This is a genomic window from Burkholderia sp. L-4, assembly GCF_056856535.1.
Map to the genome: position 1 here is coordinate 100,680 of NZ_JBXEOX010000003.1, position 22,110 is coordinate 122,789.

The 22,110-nt window shown below is 63.1% G+C and carries 17 protein-coding genes and 2 pseudogenes; 10 read left to right on the plus strand and 9 right to left on the minus strand.

Annotated elements, in window-relative coordinates:
• Window positions 1-16: 16 nt before the first annotated feature.
• A complete protein-coding gene (locus AC1VVG_RS30995) occupies window positions 17-2,152 on the minus strand; it encodes a TonB-dependent receptor (RefSeq protein ID WP_482837356.1) in 2,136 nt (711 codons plus the stop codon).
• A gap of 479 nt (window positions 2,153-2,631) precedes the next feature.
• Between AC1VVG_RS30995 and AC1VVG_RS31000 the strand changes: the two genes are divergently transcribed.
• The 4 genes from AC1VVG_RS31000 to AC1VVG_RS31015 all read left to right on the plus strand — a co-directional run bounded on the left by AC1VVG_RS31000 (window position 2,632) and on the right by AC1VVG_RS31015 (window position 9,039).
• The gene (locus AC1VVG_RS31000) at window positions 2,632-3,780 is read left to right on the plus strand and encodes an efflux RND transporter periplasmic adaptor subunit (protein ID WP_034191949.1); all 1,149 of its coding nucleotides are present in this window, start codon (window positions 2,632-2,634) and stop codon (window positions 3,778-3,780) included.
• 13 nt (window positions 3,781-3,793) lie between these two features.
• Window positions 3,794-6,886 (plus strand): efflux RND transporter permease subunit, encoded by a 3,093-nt coding sequence (locus AC1VVG_RS31005; protein WP_482837358.1) that lies wholly within the window; start codon window positions 3,794-3,796, stop codon window positions 6,884-6,886.
• On the plus strand, window positions 6,873-8,342 hold the full coding sequence (locus AC1VVG_RS31010) for an efflux transporter outer membrane subunit (protein WP_226103821.1): 1,470 nt from the start codon (window positions 6,873-6,875) through the stop codon (window positions 8,340-8,342). The genes AC1VVG_RS31005 and AC1VVG_RS31010 overlap by 14 nt, the downstream gene beginning before the upstream one ends.
• Window positions 8,343-8,466: 124 nt before the next feature.
• Window positions 8,467-9,039: a Fur family transcriptional regulator gene (locus AC1VVG_RS31015; protein ID WP_080288027.1), complete on the plus strand. Its 573-nt coding sequence runs from the start codon at window positions 8,467-8,469 to the stop codon at window positions 9,037-9,039.
• Between the two features lie 103 nt (window positions 9,040-9,142).
• On the opposite strand, the gene AC1VVG_RS31020 is transcribed toward AC1VVG_RS31015, so the two are convergent.
• Entirely contained in the window at window positions 9,143-9,982 is an 840-nt protein-coding gene (locus tag AC1VVG_RS31020) for an AraC family transcriptional regulator (protein WP_034191946.1), read from the minus strand.
• A gap of 226 nt (window positions 9,983-10,208) precedes the next feature.
• Between AC1VVG_RS31020 and AC1VVG_RS31025 the strand changes: the two genes are divergently transcribed.
• From AC1VVG_RS31025 to AC1VVG_RS31035, 3 genes and pseudogenes are all read left to right on the plus strand, one after another.
• Window positions 10,209-10,619 (plus strand): hypothetical protein, encoded by a 411-nt coding sequence (locus AC1VVG_RS31025; protein ID WP_034191945.1) that lies wholly within the window; start codon window positions 10,209-10,211, stop codon window positions 10,617-10,619.
• A gap of 83 nt (window positions 10,620-10,702) precedes the next feature.
• Window positions 10,703-11,275 (plus strand): cupin domain-containing protein, encoded by a 573-nt coding sequence (locus AC1VVG_RS31030; RefSeq protein WP_059562337.1) that lies wholly within the window; start codon window positions 10,703-10,705, stop codon window positions 11,273-11,275.
• A 162-nt stretch (window positions 11,276-11,437) separates the two neighbouring features.
• A pseudogene (locus AC1VVG_RS31035) lies at window positions 11,438-11,701 on the plus strand (ISNCY family transposase); the annotation flags it as partial.
• A 23-nt stretch (window positions 11,702-11,724) separates the two neighbouring features.
• Here AC1VVG_RS31035 and AC1VVG_RS31040 read toward each other — a convergent pair.
• The 5 genes from AC1VVG_RS31040 to AC1VVG_RS31060 form a co-directional block, all read right to left on the minus strand.
• Window positions 11,725-12,450 (minus strand): OmpW/AlkL family protein, encoded by a 726-nt coding sequence (locus AC1VVG_RS31040; RefSeq protein WP_482837361.1) that lies wholly within the window; start codon window positions 12,448-12,450, stop codon window positions 11,725-11,727.
• A 212-nt stretch (window positions 12,451-12,662) separates the two neighbouring features.
• Complete coding sequence (locus AC1VVG_RS31045; RefSeq protein WP_226229248.1) at window positions 12,663-14,624, minus strand: acyl-CoA synthetase; 1,962 nt, start codon at window positions 14,622-14,624, stop codon at window positions 12,663-12,665.
• On the minus strand, window positions 14,621-15,577 hold the full coding sequence (locus AC1VVG_RS31050) for a fumarylacetoacetate hydrolase family protein (RefSeq protein WP_034191941.1): 957 nt from the start codon (window positions 15,575-15,577) through the stop codon (window positions 14,621-14,623). Before AC1VVG_RS31050 ends, AC1VVG_RS31045 begins: the two co-directional genes overlap by 4 nt.
• A 36-nt stretch (window positions 15,578-15,613) precedes the next feature.
• On the minus strand, window positions 15,614-16,684 hold the full coding sequence (locus AC1VVG_RS31055) for a VOC family protein (protein WP_175026854.1): 1,071 nt from the start codon (window positions 16,682-16,684) through the stop codon (window positions 15,614-15,616).
• A 7-nt stretch (window positions 16,685-16,691) separates the two neighbouring features.
• On the minus strand, window positions 16,692-18,404 hold the full coding sequence (locus AC1VVG_RS31060) for a bifunctional 3-(3-hydroxy-phenyl)propionate/3-hydroxycinnamic acid hydroxylase (protein WP_226252542.1): 1,713 nt from the start codon (window positions 18,402-18,404) through the stop codon (window positions 16,692-16,694).
• Window positions 18,405-18,517: 113 nt separating this feature from the next.
• Between AC1VVG_RS31060 and AC1VVG_RS31065 the strand changes: the two genes are divergently transcribed.
• Window positions 18,518-19,291, plus strand: coding sequence for a TetR/AcrR family transcriptional regulator (locus AC1VVG_RS31065; RefSeq protein WP_482837364.1), 774 nt, complete (start codon window positions 18,518-18,520; stop codon window positions 19,289-19,291).
• Window positions 19,292-19,475: 184 nt separating this feature from the next.
• Window positions 19,476-19,610: pseudogene (locus tag AC1VVG_RS31070) on the plus strand (IS256 family transposase); the annotation flags it as partial.
• Between the two features lie 19 nt (window positions 19,611-19,629).
• Here the strand turns inward: AC1VVG_RS31070 and AC1VVG_RS31075 are convergent.
• Together AC1VVG_RS31075 and AC1VVG_RS31080 are read right to left on the minus strand one after the other, a co-directional pair.
• Window positions 19,630-20,475, minus strand: a complete 846-nt coding sequence (locus AC1VVG_RS31075) for a lysozyme inhibitor LprI family protein (RefSeq protein WP_482837366.1) — start codon at window positions 20,473-20,475, stop codon at window positions 19,630-19,632.
• Between the two features lie 65 nt (window positions 20,476-20,540).
• A complete protein-coding gene (locus AC1VVG_RS31080; protein WP_200086768.1) occupies window positions 20,541-21,521 on the minus strand; it encodes a bifunctional helix-turn-helix transcriptional regulator/GNAT family N-acetyltransferase in 981 nt (326 codons plus the stop codon).
• Between the two features lie 197 nt (window positions 21,522-21,718).
• Between AC1VVG_RS31080 and AC1VVG_RS31085 the strand changes: the two genes are divergently transcribed.
• Window positions 21,719-22,093, plus strand: coding sequence for a hypothetical protein (locus AC1VVG_RS31085; RefSeq protein ID WP_059562355.1), 375 nt, complete (start codon window positions 21,719-21,721; stop codon window positions 22,091-22,093).
• Window positions 22,094-22,110: the final 17 nt, after the last annotated feature.

Here is a 22,110-nt window from a genome sequence, read left to right on the forward strand (position 1 = left end):
CCCATCCTGGCGGCAATCAAAAGTTTTTTGTCAGGCCTGCCCCCAAGGTGCGGCCGCGACCGACCGAAACCAGTTGCATGCCGTTGAACAGGTTGCCGAAGGTTTCATAGCGTTTGTCGAAAAGATTGCGGCCGAACAGATAGACTTCGAGATCCTTGTTCTTCCATCCAATCCGGGCATTCACCAGGCTATAGGCGTCAAGGTAATAAGATTTGTCGATATCTGCGGTGCGCTTGCCGGTATATTGGTATTGAAGGTCGGCGGAGAGCGTGCCCGGCAAATGAATTGCCTTGGCTGAGGTTTCGTATTGCAGCCCGGCCGTCGCCGTCCAATTCGGTGTGTTCGGAACGGCATTGCCGGTGACCGTATTGACCGCGGCGCCGTTGGCGCCGAGTTCGCTATGGATGTAGCCGACGCCCCCGGAGAAGCTCAAGCCTTCAGCGACGAGCGCGCGCGCCTGCAACTCGAAACCACTGGTCTTGTAGTCCTGGTATGTCGTCCGAAAGGCGCCAAGCGAAGGATCGAGATAGGACATGACACCGTTCTTGATGTCGTTGTGATAGACGCTGGCATCGATCTGAAGACGATGGTCAAGAAGATCGGCCTTGACGCCCGCTTCGTAAGTCCACCCCAAAGCGGCCGGATAGGGGTTGCCCACGATGCCATCGACCGGATAGCTAAAGAGCGGGTACACCCGTGACGCGTGACCACGAGCCACCGACACGTAGCTTTGAATGTCGTTCGTCCACTTGAAGGACAGGGCTACCCGACCTGTCGGATAGGTTTGCGACGTGGAGTTGGAGCCGGTCAGCGAAGCGAGGCCCAGGGAGTTGTCCTGCTTCATCTCGATATTGTCATGGCTTACCCGACCGCCGATCGAGAACTCCCAGCGGTTCGCAAAGGGGATCGAAACGTCCCCGAACAGTCCTAGATTGGTCGTGTCGAGATTGCTTTTCATCGCGACTGAGCCGGAATACGGAGGCGGCGCGCACTGCGTACTGCTGCACCAGCGTATGCCGTTGGTTCGCATGGCACTGGCACCGACGACCCAGCGAACCGGGGCACCCTCGATTGAATTCAGCCGAATCTCCTGGCTGAAGATGTTCTCCTGATCCGTCGAGTGGCCCACGTTACTGGATGCGGGAAACCCGATCGCGTCATAGACAAGTTTGTCCACGAGATCGAGTTCGCTTTCCAGCTTGTTGTGCTGGTAGGAACTGATGGAAGTGAGCTGGAAATTCTTGAAAAAATGCTCGACGGTCACGGTGGCGCCCGCTTGCGTTGTCTTCAAGTCCGGCTCGGTCAGGATGCCACTGGTCGGAAACTGACTGGCGCTACGCAGGATATAGAGCGGGGAGTTGGCCTGATCATGCAGATAGTTGCCCGTCACTGTGATGAGCGTGTCGTCCAGCCCCGTGAAGCGTAGTCCTCCACGGAATGCACCGATGTCGCGCTTGCCCAGCTTGTCGGTGTATAGGCTGCGTATATCGCCATTCTCGTGGCCGTAACGGATCGCCATCCGTCCGTCAAGTTGTCCGGGCACGATATTGCCGCCAAGAACTGCCTCGCCCATGCGATAGCCGTGTTCGCCGACCTCGGTTGTCACGTGAACATCCCGAGTTCCGTCAGGCTGCTTCGTGACAACGTTGATGGCGCCACCCAGCGCATTGGTTCCCCATAGCGTGCCTTGGGGACCGCGCAGCACTTCGATATGGTCGACGTCGAGCAACATGTTCGACGCGCTCATCATGCTGTTCGGCACACCATCGACATTGAATGCGATCGTGCCATCGGCGTAGTTGGCAGGCGTCCCAAGTGAACTGACACCGCGAATCGAGAACCACTGGGAGCCTGTGGCGCGGCTGACCCATTGCACATTGGGCGAATGGCCGGCGATAGCCACACCTGGATCGAAGGGCGATTCCTTCAAGGTCTTCGCTTGCAGAACCGTGATGCTTTCAGGCACATCCTGAAGGCGTTCGGTCGTTTTCCGGGCGGTGACCGTGACGGGCTCAAGGACGGTGCTCTCTGCGCTCGATGCCGACGTGCCGCTATCCGGCGACTCAGTGGTTGATTGCGCTTGCTTTCCCTCGGTAGCGAACACGTCCGGAGCAGCGACGGCGACGGCTGCGGCAATCGTTGCGTTGAGCAATGTATGTCGGACGGTACGGAAGCCACACGCCGGGAGCCTTTCGCGCATCGCGTCGATCGAGCCTGAACTTCTGCCAAGGGATTGATGAAAGGGAGAGCGACGTACCGCGCATTGCCCTTCAATATGAGGCGTGCTAGACATTAAACGAGACTCATTTGCATTATCTGGACCGTCAATTTACCGATTCGCCGACACACCTCCGTAGCGAGATTTGGCCAATTCCTTGTTCAATCAGGCCAAGTGGATGTCTTTCCATCGAGATGGCCGTATTGCGAAATAAATTGACTAGATTTCGCAATGTAGAAGTGTGGCTGCACGGGTAGGCTGCGCCTCATCGTGGCCTGCCATGCCTGTTCTCTGGCCGGCCGAGTACTTCGTCCTTCCCGAGGAATACCCGTGCACTCACATATCATCGGTAGATCGGCCATGCGCGGCCGTTCAAGCGCCATCTCGAGCCCCTTTGCTCAAGCGGGGCGCGCATGAGCACCGCCGCTCTCTCCCGTACCAAACCCATTGTCATAAGCGTTGTTGGGCTGGCCGTGGTCTTCGGCCTGCTGTATGCCTGGCGCGCTGTTCGAAGCGGCGGCGCGGAACAACAGGCCATGCCGCCGATGCCTGTCTCGACGATCCGCGCGGCGCCACGCAGTGTGGCCGACGAGTGGCAGGCCGTTGGCAGCCTGCAAGCCGTGCATGAAGTGCTGCTGGCTCCCGATACCTCGGGGCGGGTGACCGCCGTCAATTTCAACGCAGGCCAGTCCGTGAAGGAAGGGGCGGTGCTGATTCAGCTCTACGATGCCCCCGAACAAGCGGATCGTGCCGCCGCCGTGGCCAAAGCCGATTTCGCCCAGTTGCAACTCAGGCGTTCGCAAGCGTTGGCACCTACCGGCGCGGAACCGCGCGAATTGCTCGAACAACATAAGGCGGACGCTGCCCAGACTGCCGCGGCAGTCCGGCAACTGGACGCACGCATTCAGCAAAAGGCGATTCGCGCGCCGTTCTCCGGTCAGTTAGGTATCCGACGGATCAACCTGGGTCAGTATCTCAATGCCGGTGACGCGATCGCCACGCTGACCCAGCTCGACCCGCTCTATGTCAACTTCACGTTGCCGCAGCAGGACATGCCCAGGCTGACGTCGGGCGCACCGGTTCAGGTCACGGTGGATGCTGTGCCGGGGAGGGTGTTCACCGCCAGGATTAGCGCCATCGAACCGCGTATCGATGGAGAAACCCGCAATGTGGCCGTTCAGGCGCTGTTGCCCAATGCCGACCGGGTGCTGAAACCCGGGATGTACGTGACGGCGCGGCTGGTATTGCCTGCCACGACCGACAATATCGTATTGCCGCTGACGGCGATCCAGACTTCGGCCTCTGGTGACAGCGTGGTGGTCGTGAAAGGGGCCGACGCGCAGGGAGTCGGCAAGGCGGTTGCCGTGCCGGTCGTCACCGGCCGCCGGCTCGGGGAGGAGGTTCTCGTATCCCAAGGCGTCAAGCCTGGCGACATCGTGGTGATGGCTGGCCAGAACCGTCTTCCGCCCGGTGCGACCGTAAAAATCAACGGCACGCCCCCTTCGGCAACGGCGACACCTGACGCCCCGGCCGTTGTGTCCTCCAGCGCCAGCGCGCGGTAAAGGAAACCACGCCATGCGCTTTACAGACATCTTCATCCGTCGACCCATCCTGGCACTGGTCGTCAGCCTGCTCATTCTGCTGATGGGTGCCACGTCGATTTTCCTGTTGCCGGTGCGGCAATACCCCTATCTCGAAAACGCCACCATCACGGTCAGTACCACGCTGCCCGGGGCAACCCAGGACGTGATGCAGGGTTTCGTGACCACGCCGATCGCGCAGTCCATCGCCACGGCCAGCGGTATTGAATACCTGAGTTCGACCACCACGCAAGGCAAGAGCGAGATCAAGGCGCGATTGGTGCTCAACGCCAACGCCGATCGCGCGATGACCGAAATCCTTGCCAAGGTGCAGCAGGTCAAGTACCAGTTGCCGGCGGGCATTACCGATCCGGTCATCAGCAAGTCCACCGAGGGCGGTACAGCGGTGCAGTACATCGCCTTCTACAGCAAGACGCTGTCGATCCCGCAAGTGACGGATTTCGCATCGCGGGTTGCGCAGCCTCTGCTCACCAGCATTCCGGGGGTGGCCTCGGCGGACGTCTATGGCGGCCAGACGTTGGCCATGCGCATCTGGATCGACCCGGTGAGGTTGGCCGCGCGCGGGCTGTCGGCCGGCGAGATATCGGCCGCGCTGCGCGCCAACAACGTGCAGGCCGCGCCGGGCCAGCTTAAGAGCGCGCTGACCGTCACCAACATCAGCGCCGCCACCGATTTGCGCAGCGTCGAGGACTTCCGCCAGATGGTCGTGAAGTCGAGCCCCGGCGGTGGCGTCGTGCGGTTGTCGGATGTCGCCACCGTGGAAATAGGCGGCCAAAACTACAATAGCCTCTCGTTCGCTACCGGCATACCCGCGATCTTCGTCGCCATCCAGCCCACGCCGGCCGGGAACCCGCTGGAGATCGTCAAGCAGGCCAACGAACTGCTGACCAGGATTCGTGCAATGGCGCCCCCGGGACTGACGGTAGCGCCGAACTACAACGTAGCGCGCTTCGTCAATGCTTCGATCGAGGAAGTAAAACACACGCTGGTGGAAGCCATCGTGATCGTGATCGCGGTGATCTTCCTGTTCCTCGGCACGTTCCGCGCGGTGATCATTCCGGTCGTCACCATTCCGTTGTCGCTGGTCGGCACCGCTGCGTTGATGCTGGTCTGCGGTTTTTCGATCAACCTGTTGACCCTGCTGGCGATGGTGCTGGCGATCGGTCTGGTGGTGGACGATGCCATCGTCGTGGTGGAGAACATCCATCGACACATTGAGGAGGGGCTGACGCCGGTGCGCGCGGCCCTGCTCGGCGCACGCGAAATCGTCGGGCCGGTGATCGCCATGACCGTCACGTTGGCGGCGGTCTATGCGCCAATCGGCATGATGGGTGGACTGACCGGCGCGCTGTTCAAGGAGTTCGCCTTCACATTGGCCGGCTCGGTCATCGTCTCCGGCGTGGTCGCGCTGACGCTCTCGCCGGTGATGAGCTCGATGCTGCTCAGTTCCAGGCAGGGAGAGGGGCGGCTGGCGAAGCGGGTCGAGCACTACATGGAAGGGCTGACGGCGTTCTACGGGCGCCTGCTGGCCCGCACGCTCGCCGCTCGCGGTGCGGTGCTGCTGGTCGGCGTGGCCGTGCTGGCCGCCATCGCGGTGCTGTTCACCGGCACCCGCCGCGAACTGGCGCCGACCGAGGACCAGGGCGCCGTCATCGTCGTCACCAAGGCCCCGCAATATGCGGGCGTCGGCTACACCGCCCGCTATGCTCAGCAGATCGAAAAGCTGTTCGAGCAGATTCCCGAGTTCGACAGCAGCTTCATGAACATCGGCGACTCCGCCGGTGGCCAGAACATGATGCTCGGTGGCGCGATCCTCAAGGACTGGTCGAAGCGCAAGCGGTCGGCCACCGAGATCCAGGGGCAGATTCAAGCCGCCGGCGGCGCCATCGACGGCGAGACGTTGACCGCCGTGCAGTTGCCCCCGCTACCGGGTTCCAGCGGCGGCCTGCCGGTGCAGATGGTGCTGCGCTCGCCCGACGACTTCAAGACGCTGTACGAGACCGGCGAGAAGATCAAGGCAGCGGCCTATGCCAGCGGTCTGTTCCTCTACGTGCAGAACGACCTGTCCTACGACAGCCCGCAGGCACACATCACGATCGACAATGCGAAGGCCAGCGAAATGGGGGTGACCATGCAGTCTGTCGCCGATACCCTTGCCGTGCTGGTCGGCGAAAACTACGTCAATCGCTTCAACTTCCACGACCGCTCCTACGACGTGATCCCGCAAGTGCGCGGCGCCGAGCGTATGACACCGGAAGACCTCGGGCGCTTCTATGTCAAAACGACCTCCGGCGCACTGGTGCCATTGTCGACCGTGACGCATGTCGAGATGCGCCCGCAAGCGAACCAGCTCACCCAGTTCGGCCAGATGAATTCGACCACGCTCGAAATGCTGCCGGCGCCGGGCGTGAGCATGGGCGAGGCTGTGAAGTTCCTGCAATCGCAGCCGCTGCCGCCCGGCACCAGTGTGGACTGGCTCAGCGACAGCCGCCAGTTCGTGCAGGAAGGCAACCGCCTGCTGGTCTCCTTCTGCTTCGCATTGGTGGTGATCTTCCTGGTGCTGGCCGCGCAATTCGAGAGCCTGCGCGATCCGCTGGTGATCCTGGTGACGGTGCCGCTGGCGGTCTGCGGCGCGCTGGTGCCGCTGTGGCTGGGTTTTGCCACGCTCAATATCTACACGCAGATCGGATTGGTCACCTTGATCGGCCTGATCTCCAAGCACGGCATCCTGATGGTCACTTTCGCCAACCATATCCAGCACCACGAAAACCTGAGCCGCATCGAGGCGATCGAGAAGGCGGCGGCGGTGCGGATGCGTCCCGTGTTGATGACCACCGCGGCAATGGTCGCCGGCCTTGTGCCGCTGTTGTTTGCAGACGGCGCAGGCTCGGCCAGCCGGTTCTCCATCGGCATCGTGGTGGTGATGGGCATGATGGTCGGCACCTTCTTCACGCTGTTCGTACTCCCCACCATCTACAGTTTCATCGCCAAGGATCACCGGGGAACAGCGGAAAGTTCTCGCGCCCGTGAACTCGCTACTGCGGAGGCTCCCGATGTCGCTCTTTAAACCGGTTCCCGCGATGCCTGTTGTGTCGCGTCCGGCGACGCTTCCCTCTCCACGCGCAGCCTTCATGGCGATGGCCGTTGCCTTTATCACCGCAGGTTGCGCCAGCGGCCCCGATTACCACGCGCCGGCCTTACCGGAAACCGCAGCAGGCCCGTTCGTCAGTCACCCGTCCAATACGGATGTTGCCGAAGCACTGCCCGCGAACTGGTGGAAGCTGTATGACGACCCCGCGCTCGACAAGCTGGTGCAGGAGGCCTTGTCGGCCAATCCCAACCTGCGCGTGGCGATGGCCAACCTCGATCGCGCGCGGGCCATCTACACGGAAGCGCGCAGCGGGCAATTCCCTTCGACCCGTATGTCAGGAGGCGTGGGATACGGGCGCGATCAGACCACGTGGTCCGGCACCGGCCAGGCCCCCGCGCAATGGAGCTACAGCGCCGGCCTCGACGTCTCCTATGAACTCGATCTGTTCGGTCGGGTCAGGCGCGACATCGAGGCTGCTCGCGACGACACCGATGCAATCGCCGCCGCCTACGATGCCGCCAGGGTAGTTGTTGTTGCGGAGACGACGCGGGCCTATGTGGACGCCTGCAGCTACGGTGAGTCCATCGGCGTGGCGCGCTCGTCCGTCGAACTGGCACAGCGCAGCCTGGATCTCATCGACAGCCAGGCGCGCGCGGGCTCGGCGTCGCATCTGGATGTCGAACGGGCTGGCGTCACGCTGGCTCAGGCCCAGGCCGCATTGCCGCCCTTGCAAGGCCAGCGCGAAGCCGCACTGTTCGAGCTGGCCGCGTTGACGGGGCGCACGCCCTCGCAAGTGCCGGAACCGGCGCGTGCCTGCACCAAGGCTCCCGAGATTTCCGGTGCGTTGCCGGTCGGCGATGGCACGGCGCTGCTGCGCCGTCGTCCCGACGTGCGGCAGGCCGAGCGCCAACTGGCGGCGGATACCGCCCGCATCGGCGTGGCCGTGGCGGATCTCTATCCACGTGTCACGCTGGGCACCTCGGGTAACTACCTGCGCAACGACTACCTGAAAGGCAATCGCACCTTGTCCTTCTCTTTCGGGCCGCTCATCTCGTGGACGTTCCCCAACATGATGGTGGCTCGCAGTCGCATTGCGCAGGCGAAGGCACAAAGCGCGGCGTCGCTGGCCAGCTTCGACGGTGCCGTGCTGAATGCACTGAAAGAGTCGGAGCAATCGTTGAGCGCCTATGGCGCGGCGATGCAGCAGCGCGATGCGCTGGCAGAGGCGCGTGACCGTGCCGAGAATGCCTTCCGGCTGGCCGACCAGCGTTACCGCGCCGGCTCCATCAGCTACCTCGACGTGATCGTGGCACAGACCGGTCTGATCGACGCGAAAGCCCAGGTGGCCGCTGCTGACCAGCGAGTCGGTTCTGCGCGAGTCAGCGTATTCAAGGCGCTTGGCGGTGGCTGGGAACAGGCCAGTACGCAGTAATGCTCGAGGGCATCGGCGCGTGGGCGATCTCACCGTCGCGCCGATGTCTGATGCCAACCATTAGCCACGCGGCTCCGCGTTGTCGCGAACGACCGGAGGTCCGGCATAGCGAAGGAAGACGGATATGGACCCGCACGACGACCCGCCTCGGATCATTGACCTGATTACATCATTCGGCAGCAAGAGCCCGCCGTCTGGCAAACACACGATGAAGCACACCACAGCAGCCTGTCCGGCGACCACACCGCCGATGTCGTCTCAGGAACAACGATTGGCGGCCAGCCGACTGCGACCGACGATCGCTCGTACCCGTGTCCTGTCCGTACTGGAACAGGCGGCGCCGCGCTGTCTCGATGCCAGTCAAATGTATCGCATCCTCTGCACGCAACTCGACAGCCTCAAACCGGCCTCGATCTACCGTGCGCTGAATGATTTGTGGACCTCCGGCTTGCTGGTCCGTACGGAGGGCGCACAAGGCCGCGCACTCTACGCGCTCAAGCCGGATAGGAAGAACCTTCAGAACGACACCGTGCGCTGCCACTGTGGCGCGCGGTTGGTTTTTATCGAGGACCGGGCTTTGCACGAGCATCTTCGATCGCTGGCGACCAAGGAAGGCTTCGATCTCGACAAGGAGCCAGCTTTTACCATCACCGTGACGTGTGCGGAATGTCGGTCGTTCCGCAGGAGAAGAGAGTAGGCGACTTTAAACCGTGGTCGCCCGATCTGACGGCGCCTCGCCGCTTTTTGCTGCCAAGCGTCCATGCTCGGTGGACGACGGCACGCTCCCGTCAAGGTGAGACTTAATCGGGAAGCATGATGCCGCGTACGGCGGCAGACTGCGCGGTTGTCGTTCGATCGGAAAGGTATCGTGCTGGCGGCTTGCCTACCGCCTTGCGGAACATGGTGATGAATCCGCTGGCATTTTCGTAGCCCAGTTCCAGCGCCACCGTTTGCACGCTTTCGCCGATGGTCAGGCGTTGAAGCGCAAGGATCACATGCAATTGCCGGCGCCAGCGTCCGAAGCTCATGCCGATTTCGTGCAGCAGAAGCCGGCTCATGCTTCGTTCGCTCATGCCAATGCGGGTAGCCCAATCGCCCTTTGAGGTTTTGTCGGTAGGATCGGCCAACAGCATTTCCGCGAGTCGGCGCAATCGCGGATCACGCGGCATCGGCAAATGCAGGTCTTCTACCGGCGCCGCCGCCAACTCATCTAGCAACGCGGCAATCAGTCGGTCTTCCCGGCCGCCCGACGGGTATGACGCGGGGAAGCCGGCCACCTTCAGAAGCAACTCGCGCAACAATGGCGAGACGGAGATCGTGCAGCAGGTTTTCGGAAGATCCGGTGCGGCATCAGGCTCCACGAACAGGCAATGACATTCGGTTTCACCGGATCCCCGTGCCGAGTGGGGCAAGTCTCCCGGTATCCATACCGCGCATTGCGGCGGCACGATCCAGACACCGTTTTCGATTTCGCAGTTGAGGATGCCACGGACGGAGTAAAGCAGTTGCGCCCTGCGGTGCCGATGCCTCGCATGTTCCCAGCCCTTGGCTACCGACATGGCACTCAGGGCGACAACGGGACGGGGCAGGTTGTCCACGTCCTTGGCCACGGTCGGATCGGTGATGGCAATGCTTGACATGATGCGTATCGGGCTTCGGATCCAAGATGAGGCGCTGGCCTAATTGAAAAACATTATGGCCAACTTGTGCAATGACGTCCAGCCATTCCGTCGGTATCGTGTGATTGACCATGCTGGTCGTTCTGCTCGCCAGGGCTATTGCGCTTCCGGTCCGGAGGGGTATCCCATTTTCTTGACGAGGTAGGGCCGCCAGCTATTTCCCGTGAAGCGCCGAAGGAGTATTGGCATGTTGATTGACGCCTCGAAGTTCCCCTTGGTCTGGATGCGGCTGAACGCGCCAGGCACCGACCCCGCAGCCTCGCCTTTTGCCGAGTTCGAGGGATTGCTCGCACGGAAGGAAGTTTTCGTTTTACTCAACGACGAGGGGTTTGATCAAGGCGAACACGAACATTCGCCGGAAGAAAGGAAGCAAACCTCGCTTTGGATGAAACGCCACAAGAGCGAATTGCGAACCTTCGTCAAGGCAGGGATCTACATCGAACCGAATACCGCCAAGCGACTGGCGGCCAAGGCGTTCGCTCTGGTCTACGAAAAATTTTGGGGCTATCCCATGCTCACGGTTGCGACGAAAGACGAGGCGCTGGCCCTGGCGCGGAGGTTGTTGCTGGGCGAGCAAACGGATGCATGGTCGCACTAGGCCCGACTAACTGAGGGCGGTCGGTATCGGTGGACGGCAACGCGTTAAGCGGCGGTACGGTCACCGAAGAAATGAGGCAGGTCATGGCATCGAAACCCGTCGAAACCCGGAACGTCGTCTCCGTCGGAAGCAAGATCCGATCGCTGCGCCAGCGCCAGGGCCGCACGCTGGATGACATCGCGATCGTCTCACATCTTTCGAAATCCTTTCTTTCTCAGGTCGAGCGAGATCACGCCAGCCCGTCGATCACTTCGCTCGCGAGCATCGCGAAAGCGCTGGGCGTGTCCGTCAGCTATTTCGTCGATACGCCGACCGAGGAAGGCCGTGTGCGCCGCCATAAGGATTTGCAGTACTTCGCCTTCGCCGGTTCAGCCGATCTGCTCGCGCGCCTGTCGAATCAGTCGGGCGGCCGCCAACTCGAAGCGATTCTCGTGCGCATGCCTCCCGGCGAGCGACCAAGCAAAGTGACCACGCACGCATGCGAGGAATTCGTGCATGTGCTCAGTGGTGAAGTGACGATCACGCTCGAAGGCAAATCGTTCGTGCTCGGCGCAGGCGACAGCGCGCACTATGAATCGACAATTCCGCATCTCTGGACCAACACGCGCGACGACGAAGCCGTGCTGGTCTGGGCCGGCACGCCGCAGCTGCTCTGACTGGCGCGCGGCGCGGCAGGACTTGCTTGCGCGTGAGGCGACGTCCTAAAGAGCTCGACCTTGCCTGGCAAGATGATGATGGGGCGGCTCAATATGCAGTCGCCGAGTCCAGTGCGAGGGGAGAAAGTGTCCAATCCCGAGCGGCTATCGGCGGGTGCCTGGGGGGCGTTGATCCAGATCGACGGCTGCGATCATCGATGGTGCGAGGAACGGGCGCCGGCCTGCACGCCGCTGGTGTACGTCGACGACGCGACGAGCCGGCTGACGATGTTGCACTTTACGCAAACCGAATCGACCTTCGGCTACTTCGAAGCGACACGAGCGTACATCGAATGGCACGGCAAACCTGGGGCGCTCCACAGCGACAAGGCCGCTGTGTTCCGCAATGTGAAGTCGGGTAAGACCGGTACCGACCGGAGCACGCGTTCGGCCGTCGACGTCGCCCGCGATCAGAAGCGGTATCCGACCGAAAGGAACGTCACGATCGGATTGACCCGGAATTTGCTGGTGCTCGTGACCGTGCCGACGGACGACCGGGTCGTCAGCGTGGCGCGTGTCGATACCCACGAATACGCCACCGACGCGTTGATCGACCAGCGAGAGTCGATGTTGTAGGTCAGGCCGCCGCTGACGACGGGCGCAAAGGACTTGCTGAGCGACACGGACGTCGGCCCCTCGAGCGCTGTCCCAGCGGTCGGCGAAAAATAGATCTGCCCGGTGGAGACTGGATTGCTCAGCTTGATGTTGCTGAACCACGTATAGGTGACGCCGGCGCCCAGATACGGCCTGAACCGCGCATTCGGCTGGCCGAAATAGTAGTTGAAGAGGATCGCGGGACTCCACGCGCGTGCAGTGCCCAGTTCCCCGATACCGCTGAGCGTGCCCGCACCGTTCAGGCGCCATGTCGGCGGAACGCCCATGACCATCGTCGCCGCGATATGGTCGGTCAAGAAGTACGTTGCGGTCAGCCCGAACGTATCGCCGCTTGCGATCTCCCCACCGCTGCCGGTCATCACTTGTGACCGGCCGAGCGCATTGACGGTCAGCGGATCAGCCGACCCCTGCGGGGCAAAGTGCGACCAGCCGGCATTGACTACCCACTGGCCGGCTGATTGCGCGTGCGCGCCAGAGATGGCCGCGAGCAGTACGAGGGTTCCTGCGCTCATTCGTTTCATGATTGTCTCCAGATTTTGGTGTTTGCGTTCAGGAATCGTGAAACCTGTCTTCATCCCCGTGCGCCAGACGTGACGCGCGGGCGGGTCCTGCGCGGATGAAGCGCGACGCCAAGGGCATCGGGTTCTTCTTCGTTAATCAAAAGATCTTTCAGTAACTTCGGATTCCGAACATATTTGCTTAATCCAACGTCAAGCATTCCGAGAATCGACAGTCACTGATGTTCGGGTTCGACCGACGTCGAAAAGGCAAACGGGAAGCGACCCATCACCGTATGGGTCTTCGCTATCTGCGCGCGATCGCTCAGCGCCACATGCAAGGCGAGCCCGCACGACGGGTCGTCCGCCATGCTCACTCGGGCACCCTCGATGCCGGCATCGTTCAGCGCGGCGATCAGCGCGTCGAGCGTCTCCCGTCGTTTGAGTTCGGGCTTGAAGATCTTGCCGACCGCCGTGAGCGGCATTGCCTCGACGATATGAATCCGCTTCGGTAGCGCGGCACGCTCGCCGATCAAGCCGCGTATGAATGTGTCCAGCTCCGTCTCGGTTGCGGTTGCGCCGGCTTTCAACTGCACGTACGCGACGGGCAGCTCGCCTGCATGCACGTCGGGACGTCCGATTGCCGCAGCGATTTGCACTGCCGGGTGGCGGTGCAGCGGCTCTTCGATCGTCGCCGGATCGATGTTGTGACCGCCCCGGATGATGAGTTCCTTGCGGCGGCCCGTGAGCCAGAAGTAGCCCTGCGCATCGCGCCGCGCGAGATCCCCGGTGTTGAGCCACTGCCGGCCGTCGTCGAGATCGAGCCACAAGCTCTTGTTCTGATCTTCCTGAAGATAGCCCGCGAAAACGTTCGGCCCGGAAATCGTCAGCACACCGACTTCGTTCTCGACGCAATCGCGCACGTAGCGGCCGGCGTCGTCGAGTATCACCGCCTTCATCATCTGGCCAGGGATGCGCAAACCGATCGAACCGAGACGCCGTTCGCCGCCTGGCGGATTGACGCTGCTTACGCATGCGCCCTCGGTGAGCCCGTAACCTTCGAGGATCCGGACCCCGGTGCGATCCTGGAACGTGCGGAATACTTCCACGGGCATCGGCGCGGCACCGCAGAGCCCATACTCGAGCGAGTCGATATTCCAGCCGTCGACGGGCACGTCGAGCAATGCCGAATACAAGGTCGGTACCGCGCTGAAGAAATTGATCCGGTGTTGCTCGACGATTTCCCAGAATCGTTTGACGACTCCGTCGCCGCGATAGCCCTGTGGCGTACCGAGCACCACATGTGCGCCGCGCGAGAACGGCACCAGGCCGGTTGCCAGCACGGCATTGACATGGAACAGCGGTAGTCCGCAGAAAACGGTTTTCCCCGGGCCCATCCCGGTACCGACGACCTGCCCGACGCTCCAGGCATTGGCCACCTCGTTGCCGTGCCGGCGAATCGCGATTTTCGGCAATCCCGTCGTGCCTCCCGTGCAGAAGTAGGACGATATGTCGTCGGCTTCGAAACGCCGTGAGGCCAGCAGCGCATCACCGGATTCGCGCGCCATCGCAGCGTCGAAATCGTGGATCGCGATGTGGCGCGGAACGGCGCCGCGCAGACCCGCGCGCCCGTGCAGCCGTTTGCATTCGCGGCGCCCCATCACGCGCGCCGCCATTCGGCGCCAACCCTGCACGCGCTCGGCCAGATCGATCAGGACGAGGCTTTGCAGCGACGGCACCTGGCTGAGGATGGGCTGGATCTTCGACCAGATATCCGTTCCCGGAAAGGGCGTCAGCGTCACCAGCACTTTTGCGTGTGCGGCCTTGAGCAGCGATGCGATTGCCGGCCCCTCCAGCAAAGGATTGATGGCGCATACGATCCCGGCCGCTTCGCCTCCCCAGATGACGAAATGCGTCTGCGGCAAGTTCGGCAGCACGTAGGCAACCACCGAGTGGCGATCGATGCCCAGGCGCGAAAACATGTTCGCGGTCCGGGTGATATCCCGCATAAGCTCCGAATAAGTCCAGCGCGATGGCTTGCGATGATCGTCGGCGCGCAGGAAAAACGACAAGGCCGGCGCGGTCGGGTCGATCGCCGCACCACGGCCGATCATCTCGTAGGTGCTGGCCGGGAGGTCGGCGGGCGGCCCCTGGTTTTCGATCCGCAGCACGTCCGCTTCGGTTGCGATGGCGTTCATGCGAGCTGGTCCACGATTCGGTTGCGTTGCACACCGAGGTCAATCGCCCCGTCCCTGCTCCGGATCCGTGATTCGACCAGATCCCCGGCCTTCAGATACTGCGGACGCGCGGCCTGAACCTTCGTGAAAATCCGCCACTTCACGTGCTCGGGCAGCAACGCGGCAATTCGTTGCTTCGCCGGCGACGGAATGCTGAGCGCGCATCCGGAAGGCGTGCCCGTTGCAAGCAAGTCACCGGCGTTCAGATCCTGAACACCCGAAAGCTCGGTGAGTGTTTCGGCTGGACCGTATACGAGGTTCCCGGTCGAATCGCTCTGCCGGACTTCCCCGTTCACGGTCAGTGTCAGCGTCAGCGTGCGCAGCCGTGCGATATCGCTTGCCTCCAGCAGGCACAGATACGGCCCCACCGGCCCGAACGTTCGATAGCTTTTCCCTTTGTAAAACTGCATCTGGGGAATCTGGATATCGCGTGCGGAATAGTCGTTGACGATCACGAGGCCGGCCACGTACTCGTGCAGGTTCTGTTCCGTGATGGCTTGCCGGGACGTGATATCGCGGCGAAGCACGAGCCCCAGTTCGATCTCGTAATCCAGAAACTGCACATGTTGCGGCCGGATGACGTCGGAATCGGCGGCGACGATGCAGCCGGTCGCCTTCGTGAAGATCATGTTGAATGACTTCGCGTCCGGATTCATGCCAGACTCGATCATGTGCTGGCGATAGTTGGCGCCCTGACAAACGAACTGTTGATTGTGCGTGACCGGCGACAGCCACTCCACGTCCGACTCGGGAATCGTTTCTCCGCCGAGCGCGGCGAGTTCATCGATCCGATGTGCCCGCACGAATTCGCCGGTCGTCGGGTAGTCGCCCGGTATCGGTGTGATCCGGTGATTCGTCACCACGCCCCATTGGGCGCGCCCCTGATGCCGATAGTGCAAGACGTGCAATGCCATGAAGATGCCTCGAACAGGTCTGAGTGAAGATGAAAGTCACGCAAACAGTTTCGCGAGCGTGCGCAGCTTCGCGAAGGTGACGTCCGGACTGGTCCGGAGGTTTCGGATGAGCGATGCGATGCTTGCGGCAGTGATCTTCGGTTTGGTGAAGCTGCGCGGCATCCGGGGGCCCCACTGCGACATCGCTTCGCGGCTGACTTCGTGGATGCCCGTGGCCACGTCCGCCGTGAACATGTCCCCATCGCAATAGTGTTCGTGCTTGTCGCCCCACGGATCCTGCCAATAGTCGAAGACCTGACTACCGAGAATGTGGCGCCCCATCCCCCATGCGTGCGTCCATCCTTTTTCGCTCAGCAGACGCTGCCCGATCCCCACCGCGTCCGCGTCAACCAGCTCGAATGCCGAGTGGCTGTAGAGCGCTGCGAATCCCTGTGCCAACGCGAGGGTATGGTGATCCGCGGGTATCGCCCCGCGATCGAGTCGCAGGAACGCGACGGCGGGCGATCCATCAGGCAACACCTGAACGTCGCTCGGGATGAAGCCGAAGTGAGACGTGTACCACGCACAGGTCGCCTGGAAGTCGGCGAGTTCGAGCACGACATGACCGAGGCGAATCACTTCCGGCACCTCCGGCGGCGGACGCTGGGTATCGTTCACACGAACGATGGAATCGGGCGAGTTGAACGGTAACGCCGACCGGTGCGGCAGGGCGCCGGCCCGCGCTTGTCCCGCGACTGCGTCAACACGAAAACCCGATGGATCGACGAGCGTGACTCGATGCCCGCCGCCGGGCCACGGTGACGGCTCCACGTCCGATGCGCCCGGCACGTGGGCAAGCTTTCGCAGTGCGTCGATGTCGTCAACTTCAAGCCCGAAGCCGACGAAGCGGTTTTTTTCAGTGCGCCGGACGACGTAGCAGAACGGCGTGGCGGCGGTGCCCCGGAGGAACAGATATTCGCCGTCACGGGATACGGTCCGCAGGCCGAAATCGTTGAGAAATCGTTCGGCCCGTTCGAGATCGGGACGCTCGAACATCAAATAGGACAGTGCCCGAGCCTTCGTCGTTGGTCGGGGGTTCCGTGCGGGTTGTGCAGTCGTGAGCTTCATGGGGGCCTCAGGAAGTCGGCTGGGCAATGTGACCGGATAGCGACGACAAGGAGGTGCGCGCACCCAGCAATTGCAGGGATTCGAGAACGAGGCGGGTCGAGTCGGCCACCGGGCCTTCGTGCAGGACCGTTTTGTCCGGCCGAATCACGGCCGCCCAGCCAAACCGCACGACACCCGGCAAGAACGTACCGTCCAGGTCCTCCCAGCCGTCGTTCTCGATGCGATGAAGGCGCTGCCCGCGGTGCACGACTTGCACCACGACACCACCCGCCGCAATCAACGCGGCTCGCGCGCCGGCGTCGAGTTCGACGTCTGGATCCCGTCCGAATCCGATCAACGCAAGACCGCTGCCGAACACGTCGTCGCTCAGGCGGATCGCCCCATCGTGCTTGCGCAGCCATCCCTGCGGAAGCACGGCGCCGCGCACGAGCCGCGTGGTCGAGCAGCCGGGGACGAACAAGCCTCTGCGGAACGCATTCTTCGGCTTGATCCCGAGCTCGTCGAAGTGATTCCGTAGCGGCGGAACGAGCCGCGTCAATCGCATCAGACCGTGCGTGAACAACGCGATCCCGGCATTTCGCGGCATCACGAGCTTCCCCATGAATTTCGCGACGCCGATCATTGCCTTGGCGTGAGGTCGGCGTTCCTGATCATAGGAGTCCAGAATTTTAGGGGTTGCGTGGCCTTTGACGACCCACGCCAGTTTCCAGCCGAGATTCGCGGCATCGCGCAGGCCGGCGACGAGCCCCTGGCCGACGAACGGCGGAGTGATGTGGGCGGCGTCGCCCGCTAGGAAAACGCGTCCTTTGCTGAAGGTCCTGACGGTTCGGGCATGAAAACGGTACACGGCCTTGCGTTCGATCACCATGTCCTGGATGCCGCCCCACGGTGCGAGCAGTTCGCGGATGCGTTCGTCGGATTCCATCTCCTCTCGCGTCTCGTCGGGATGGAGCATGAACTCCCAACGCTCGCGCCCGCCGGGAGCGGTCATATGTGGCGTCGGCCGCCGGTGGTCGCAGAGGAACTCGACATGGTCGATCGGTCGGCGCACGTTTCGCGCGTCGACGATCAACCAGTCTTCCGCGAACGTCTTGCCCTTGAACTCCTGTCCGATCAACTGGCGCACGATCGAGCTGGCACCGTCGGCACCGACGACGTAGCGGGCGCGCACGACGTGCCGCACGCCCTGCGCGCTGTCGAGCGTGGCGGCGACGTGATCGGCGTTCTCGTCGAGCGAGACGAGCGTCACACCGAGCGCCATTCGGGCGGTGCGGTGTGCGGTCAGTCGGGCACGCAAGCATCGCTCGAGGTCCGGTTGATAGAACGTCACAAGCTTCGGATGGCCATCGATGCTCCCGAGCGTATTGATGCGCCCGAACTCGCCGAACCACGGCGAGCGCATCCGGACGTACGGAATCGCCACCGTATCGAGGTCGGCTTCGTTCACCCCGACGTACTGCAGGATGCGAAGCGCATCGTTGTCGAGCGCGATCGCACGCGGCGCCATGAAGATCTCCGCCGCCCTGTCGACGACAAGCACGCGCACGTCGTCCCGGCCAAGCAACGCGCCGATCGTCGCGCCGACGGGACCGCAGCCCACGACCAGCACGTCGACGTCCGACGGCAAGTCGCGCCCGCCGGCACGGCTCGCGGTGTCGTTGCCTTCATGGACGCCCGACTCGCACGTCAGTTTTGTCTCCGCCACCGTTCTGTCTCCCATTCTTCAGGCAGGCCGCTGCAGGCTGCCTTGATGACATTAAAATCATAACTGATGATTTTGTCAATTTTGATGTTCGAACGTATACTCGAAACATCGAACCTACGCGCACGCCGATGCCCAGCACTTCTTCCCGTCGCACCAAAACACCGTCGCCGGCCGTCTCGAACGGGCAAGCGCCGTCAGGCCCCGAGGTTCGCGAGCCTCGAGGCGCGCGTCGAAAGCGCGAGACGCGGGCGCGCCTGCTGGATGCCGCCTTCGTACTCATGGCGCAAAAGGGGATGGAAGGCGTCGCGATCAATGAAATTACGGAAGCCGCGGACGTGGGGTTCGGCTCGTTCTATAACCACTTCGAATCGAAAGAAGCGATTCATGCCGCGGTTCTGGAAATCGTGTTCGAGGAGTTCGCGGATACCCTGGACCGCATCGCCGCCAACCTCACCGACCCTGCCGAGATCATTTCGGTGTCGTTGCGTCATACTTTGCTGCGAGCCAGAGGTGAACCGGTTTGGGGACAATTTCTCCTCCGCGAAGGGCTGTCGATGCGAGCACTCAGCCGCGGCCTCGGACCTCGGTTGTTGAGGGATATCCAGAAAGGGATCCTCGCCGGGAGATTCTCGGCAAATGACCCGTTGATGAGCGTTGTCACGGTCGGCGGCGCGGTACTGACCGCCATTGCAATCGAATTACGATTCGATGCAGACGAGAAGCCCGTCACCGACATGTTGAACATGATCGGGTACAGTCAGAACGGCTTTGCCGAGCGCGCAGCGTCATCCCTTTTGCAGACGCTCGGTGTGCCGCGAACTGAAGCGATGGAGATTGCGAATCGTCCCTTGCCGCCCGCTGTGACGTCAGCGCCCCAGGCATCGCCAGCGCGTGAGCTGTGAGCGTGAAGGGGGTGTTTCTCGACGCAGGAGGTCTGGCCGTCGGCACAACGCTGCCGATGGGGGCGAGTGATTTCGTGAAGTTGGTGGAGCGGGTTGGGGAGCGGTAGGGACGCGGTGCTGACTTTTCGGGGCCGATCGCGATGAACGAGCGCCACCGGGGTGATCCCGGTATCGGTGGCGCTCATTGAATAAGCCTCGTCAACCGAAGACCCCGCCGGTTGAGCTACCGGCCATTCCCGCTGAACTGCCCGAGCAATTCGGCAGCGACCCGATGACGGCCGAAGCCCTCCATGCCGCGACGCTGGCGCTGAAGAACGCGGCGGCTGTGCACCGCCGCCTCAATCGGCGCCGATCTTGTCTTCGGCGTACACGAGTTGCTGCAGGCGCGCGGCGGCTTCATCGCGCATCTCGATCGAAACCTGCGGCGGCACGCCGGAAACATCCGCTGGCGCGTAAAGCGCGCCGATCAGCGGCGGCTGGGCGGCGATGAACGCGCGCCATTTCTGCGACGACGCGCGCATCGCTTCGCGCGATGCACGCGGCAGGCGGCGTTCGATCGCGGCCGTCACGTCGTCGATATCCTGCAGGTACAGCGGCGCGGCCTGCGCCGCGCAGCGGCCCTTTGCGTCGAGATCGGCGAGCGCCGCGCAGTGCGCCCGTTCGAAGCGTGCGCCGCGTCGCGGTACGGCGTCGACGCGTTCGGGACGGTCGTCCGTCGCGGGCGGCAGGCGTGTGGCCAGGCTGAAGCCGTGCGCCGCGCGATCCGCTTCGAACCGTTGCAGCGACAGCGCGCGCTGCCGTGTCAGTTCCATCACGTCGTTTGCATTCATCGGCGCGTAGATCGTGCCGCGTGTCGTCGCGTAGACGGCGCCGATCAGCTTCAGGTCGGCATCCCGGCGCGCGAGCCACGCGCGTTGGGCGCGCAGCAGCGCGGGTCGGTCCGCCGCCGGCAGCGATGCCTGCAGCGCGCGATAGCTCGCGTTGAGCCGTGCGTCCCATGCGCGACCCGCATCGACGACGCATTCGTCCTGGCCTGCCGTCGACGCATGTTCGGGATCGTTCAGGCACTGCGTCATCGTCCGGTCGATCGGATTGATGCCGGTCGCGGCGTCGGGTTGCGCGGCAATGGCGGCAGGCGCGGTGACGACCGCGCAAAGCGCGAGGGCCGCGAGACGTTCGAGCATGGGCAGCGTCCTTTGTCGTGGTGAGCGTGATGACGCCCTTCAGCGTGAATCGGGTGCGTCGAACGTCAGCTGCCGGCGGGCCCCGGCCGGCTGAACCGTTGCTCGACGACCTCGGTGCCCCAGTGCGTGCCCGCGGACTCGTGGGTCAGCGTGAAGCCGAACGCGTCGTACAGGTGGCGTGCCGAATCCAGTCCCTTGAAGGTCCACAGGTAGGTCTCGCGAAACCGGTGCTCGTCGACGAAGCGCATCGCCAGCGTCATCATCTGGCGCCCGATGCCGGACCCGCGCAGCGCGTCGTTCACGATGAACCAGCGCAGGTGCGCGACGCCGGTCGCCGGATCGCCGTCGATCGCGAGCGACGCGAGCGTCCGCCCGTCTTCCTGGCAGAGCCACAGCGCCTTGCCGTCGGCCGGCAACGTGCCCGCGAACTCGGCCAGCTCGGTCGCCACCCGCTTTTCGAAAAAGACGCCGAACCCCCAGTGCTCCGCATAGAAGCGTGCATGCAGGCTCGCGATGTCGCCGATACAACCCGGTTGGTAGCCTTCGCGGATCGGCGGCGCATCGAGGGTCGTCGCGGGCGCCCTGGCGGCGTTGTCTTGCGCGAGGGCATCGGCATACAGCGCGAGGGCGCGCAGCAACGCCTGCTGGTCGGCGGGAATCATGCGACGCAACGCATTCGACACCTGGTCGGTCGCGAACGTGTCGATTCGTTTCTGCAGCTTTTTCCCCTCGGCGGTCAGGTACAGCTCGATCGCCCGCGCATCCTCGCTCGATACGCGGCGCTCCACGACACCGGCCGCCTCGAGCCGCGCGAGTTGCCGGCTCGTGTTCGATTTGTCGAGCCGCAGGATGTTGCCGAGATCCTTCGCGTTGATGCCGGGCGCCATCCCGATCTCGAGGATCGCGTGAACGGCCGACGGCGCCCAGTCGCTGTCGGCGAGCGTCGCGCGCATGAAGCCGAGCTCGCGCACCAGCTTGCGGGAGAAGTCGCGCAATTCGAGGATGGTCGCGTCGCGAGGCTTCGCGGGCGCGTCGATGAGGTCCATGGTTTGCCCCAAATGGTTGCGTATCGCAATCGATAATAGTTGCGGATCGCAACTTGTCAAGGCGAATGTGTGGCGCGCAGAAGTGGTATTGGCGCGGATGGCGGTGTGCCGGCACGTGGACGCATACTGCGCGTATCGAGCGACGGGCGAGCGCGTGCCCGGGCATCGATCCAGGTTCGCGGACCACGGAGGCCACCATGAACAAGCTGTTGCCGATGACGATCGGGTTGCTTGCCGGATGCGGCATCAGTACCGGGCCGCTCCATGCCGCCGGCGGCATGGATGCGCCGCCGTGCAGTGCCGCGCATGCGGCGGACCCGGGCGGGAACGCGGCGATGCCGGGCGCGTCGGTCCGCAGCTTCTCCACCGCCGGGTGTTCGGGCGCGGTGCTGCAGGGCGACCGCGCCACCGCGACGGTCAACGGCGACCGGATCGAACTGCGCGACGGCATCGTCTATGTGAACGGACGGTCGTACGGCGCCGTCACGCCCGCGCAGACGGTCGAATACGAGGCCGCGCGCGACAGGCGCACGTTGAAGGTCGACGGCAAGGTCCGTACGCCGCTGCGCTGAGTGCTGCTTCCAGCGCG

What these genes read in the sequence shown, in the direction of transcription:
- AC1VVG_RS31000 (WP_034191949.1), top strand. Translation starts at nt 2,632, where the DNA reads ATGAGCACCGCCGCTCTCTCCCGTACCAAACCCATTGTCATAAGCGTT.
- AC1VVG_RS31005 (WP_482837358.1), top strand. Translation starts at nt 3,794, where the DNA reads ATGCGCTTTACAGACATCTTCATCCGTCGACCCATCCTGGCACTGGTC.
- AC1VVG_RS31010 (WP_226103821.1), top strand. Translation starts at nt 6,873, where the DNA reads ATGTCGCTCTTTAAACCGGTTCCCGCGATGCCTGTTGTGTCGCGTCCG.
- AC1VVG_RS31015 (WP_080288027.1), top strand. Translation starts at nt 8,467, where the DNA reads ATGGACCCGCACGACGACCCGCCTCGGATCATTGACCTGATTACATCA.
- AC1VVG_RS31020 (WP_034191946.1), bottom strand. Translation starts at nt 9,982, where the DNA reads ATGTCAAGCATTGCCATCACCGATCCGACCGTGGCCAAGGACGTGGAC.
- AC1VVG_RS31025 (WP_034191945.1), top strand. Translation starts at nt 10,209, where the DNA reads ATGTTGATTGACGCCTCGAAGTTCCCCTTGGTCTGGATGCGGCTGAAC.
- AC1VVG_RS31030 (WP_059562337.1), top strand. Translation starts at nt 10,703, where the DNA reads ATGGCATCGAAACCCGTCGAAACCCGGAACGTCGTCTCCGTCGGAAGC.
- AC1VVG_RS31040 (WP_482837361.1), bottom strand. Translation starts at nt 12,450, where the DNA reads ATGAAACGAATGAGCGCAGGAACCCTCGTACTGCTCGCGGCCATCTCT.
- AC1VVG_RS31045 (WP_226229248.1), bottom strand. Translation starts at nt 14,624, where the DNA reads ATGAACGCCATCGCAACCGAAGCGGACGTGCTGCGGATCGAAAACCAG.
- AC1VVG_RS31050 (WP_034191941.1), bottom strand. Translation starts at nt 15,577, where the DNA reads ATGGCATTGCACGTCTTGCACTATCGGCATCAGGGGCGCGCCCAATGG.
- AC1VVG_RS31055 (WP_175026854.1), bottom strand. Translation starts at nt 16,684, where the DNA reads ATGAAGCTCACGACTGCACAACCCGCACGGAACCCCCGACCAACGACG.
- AC1VVG_RS31060 (WP_226252542.1), bottom strand. Translation starts at nt 18,404, where the DNA reads ATGGGAGACAGAACGGTGGCGGAGACAAAACTGACGTGCGAGTCGGGC.
- AC1VVG_RS31065 (WP_482837364.1), top strand. Translation starts at nt 18,518, where the DNA reads ATGCCCAGCACTTCTTCCCGTCGCACCAAAACACCGTCGCCGGCCGTC.
- AC1VVG_RS31075 (WP_482837366.1), bottom strand. Translation starts at nt 20,475, where the DNA reads ATGCTCGAACGTCTCGCGGCCCTCGCGCTTTGCGCGGTCGTCACCGCG.
- AC1VVG_RS31080 (WP_200086768.1), bottom strand. Translation starts at nt 21,521, where the DNA reads ATGGACCTCATCGACGCGCCCGCGAAGCCTCGCGACGCGACCATCCTC.
- AC1VVG_RS31085 (WP_059562355.1), top strand. Translation starts at nt 21,719, where the DNA reads ATGAACAAGCTGTTGCCGATGACGATCGGGTTGCTTGCCGGATGCGGC.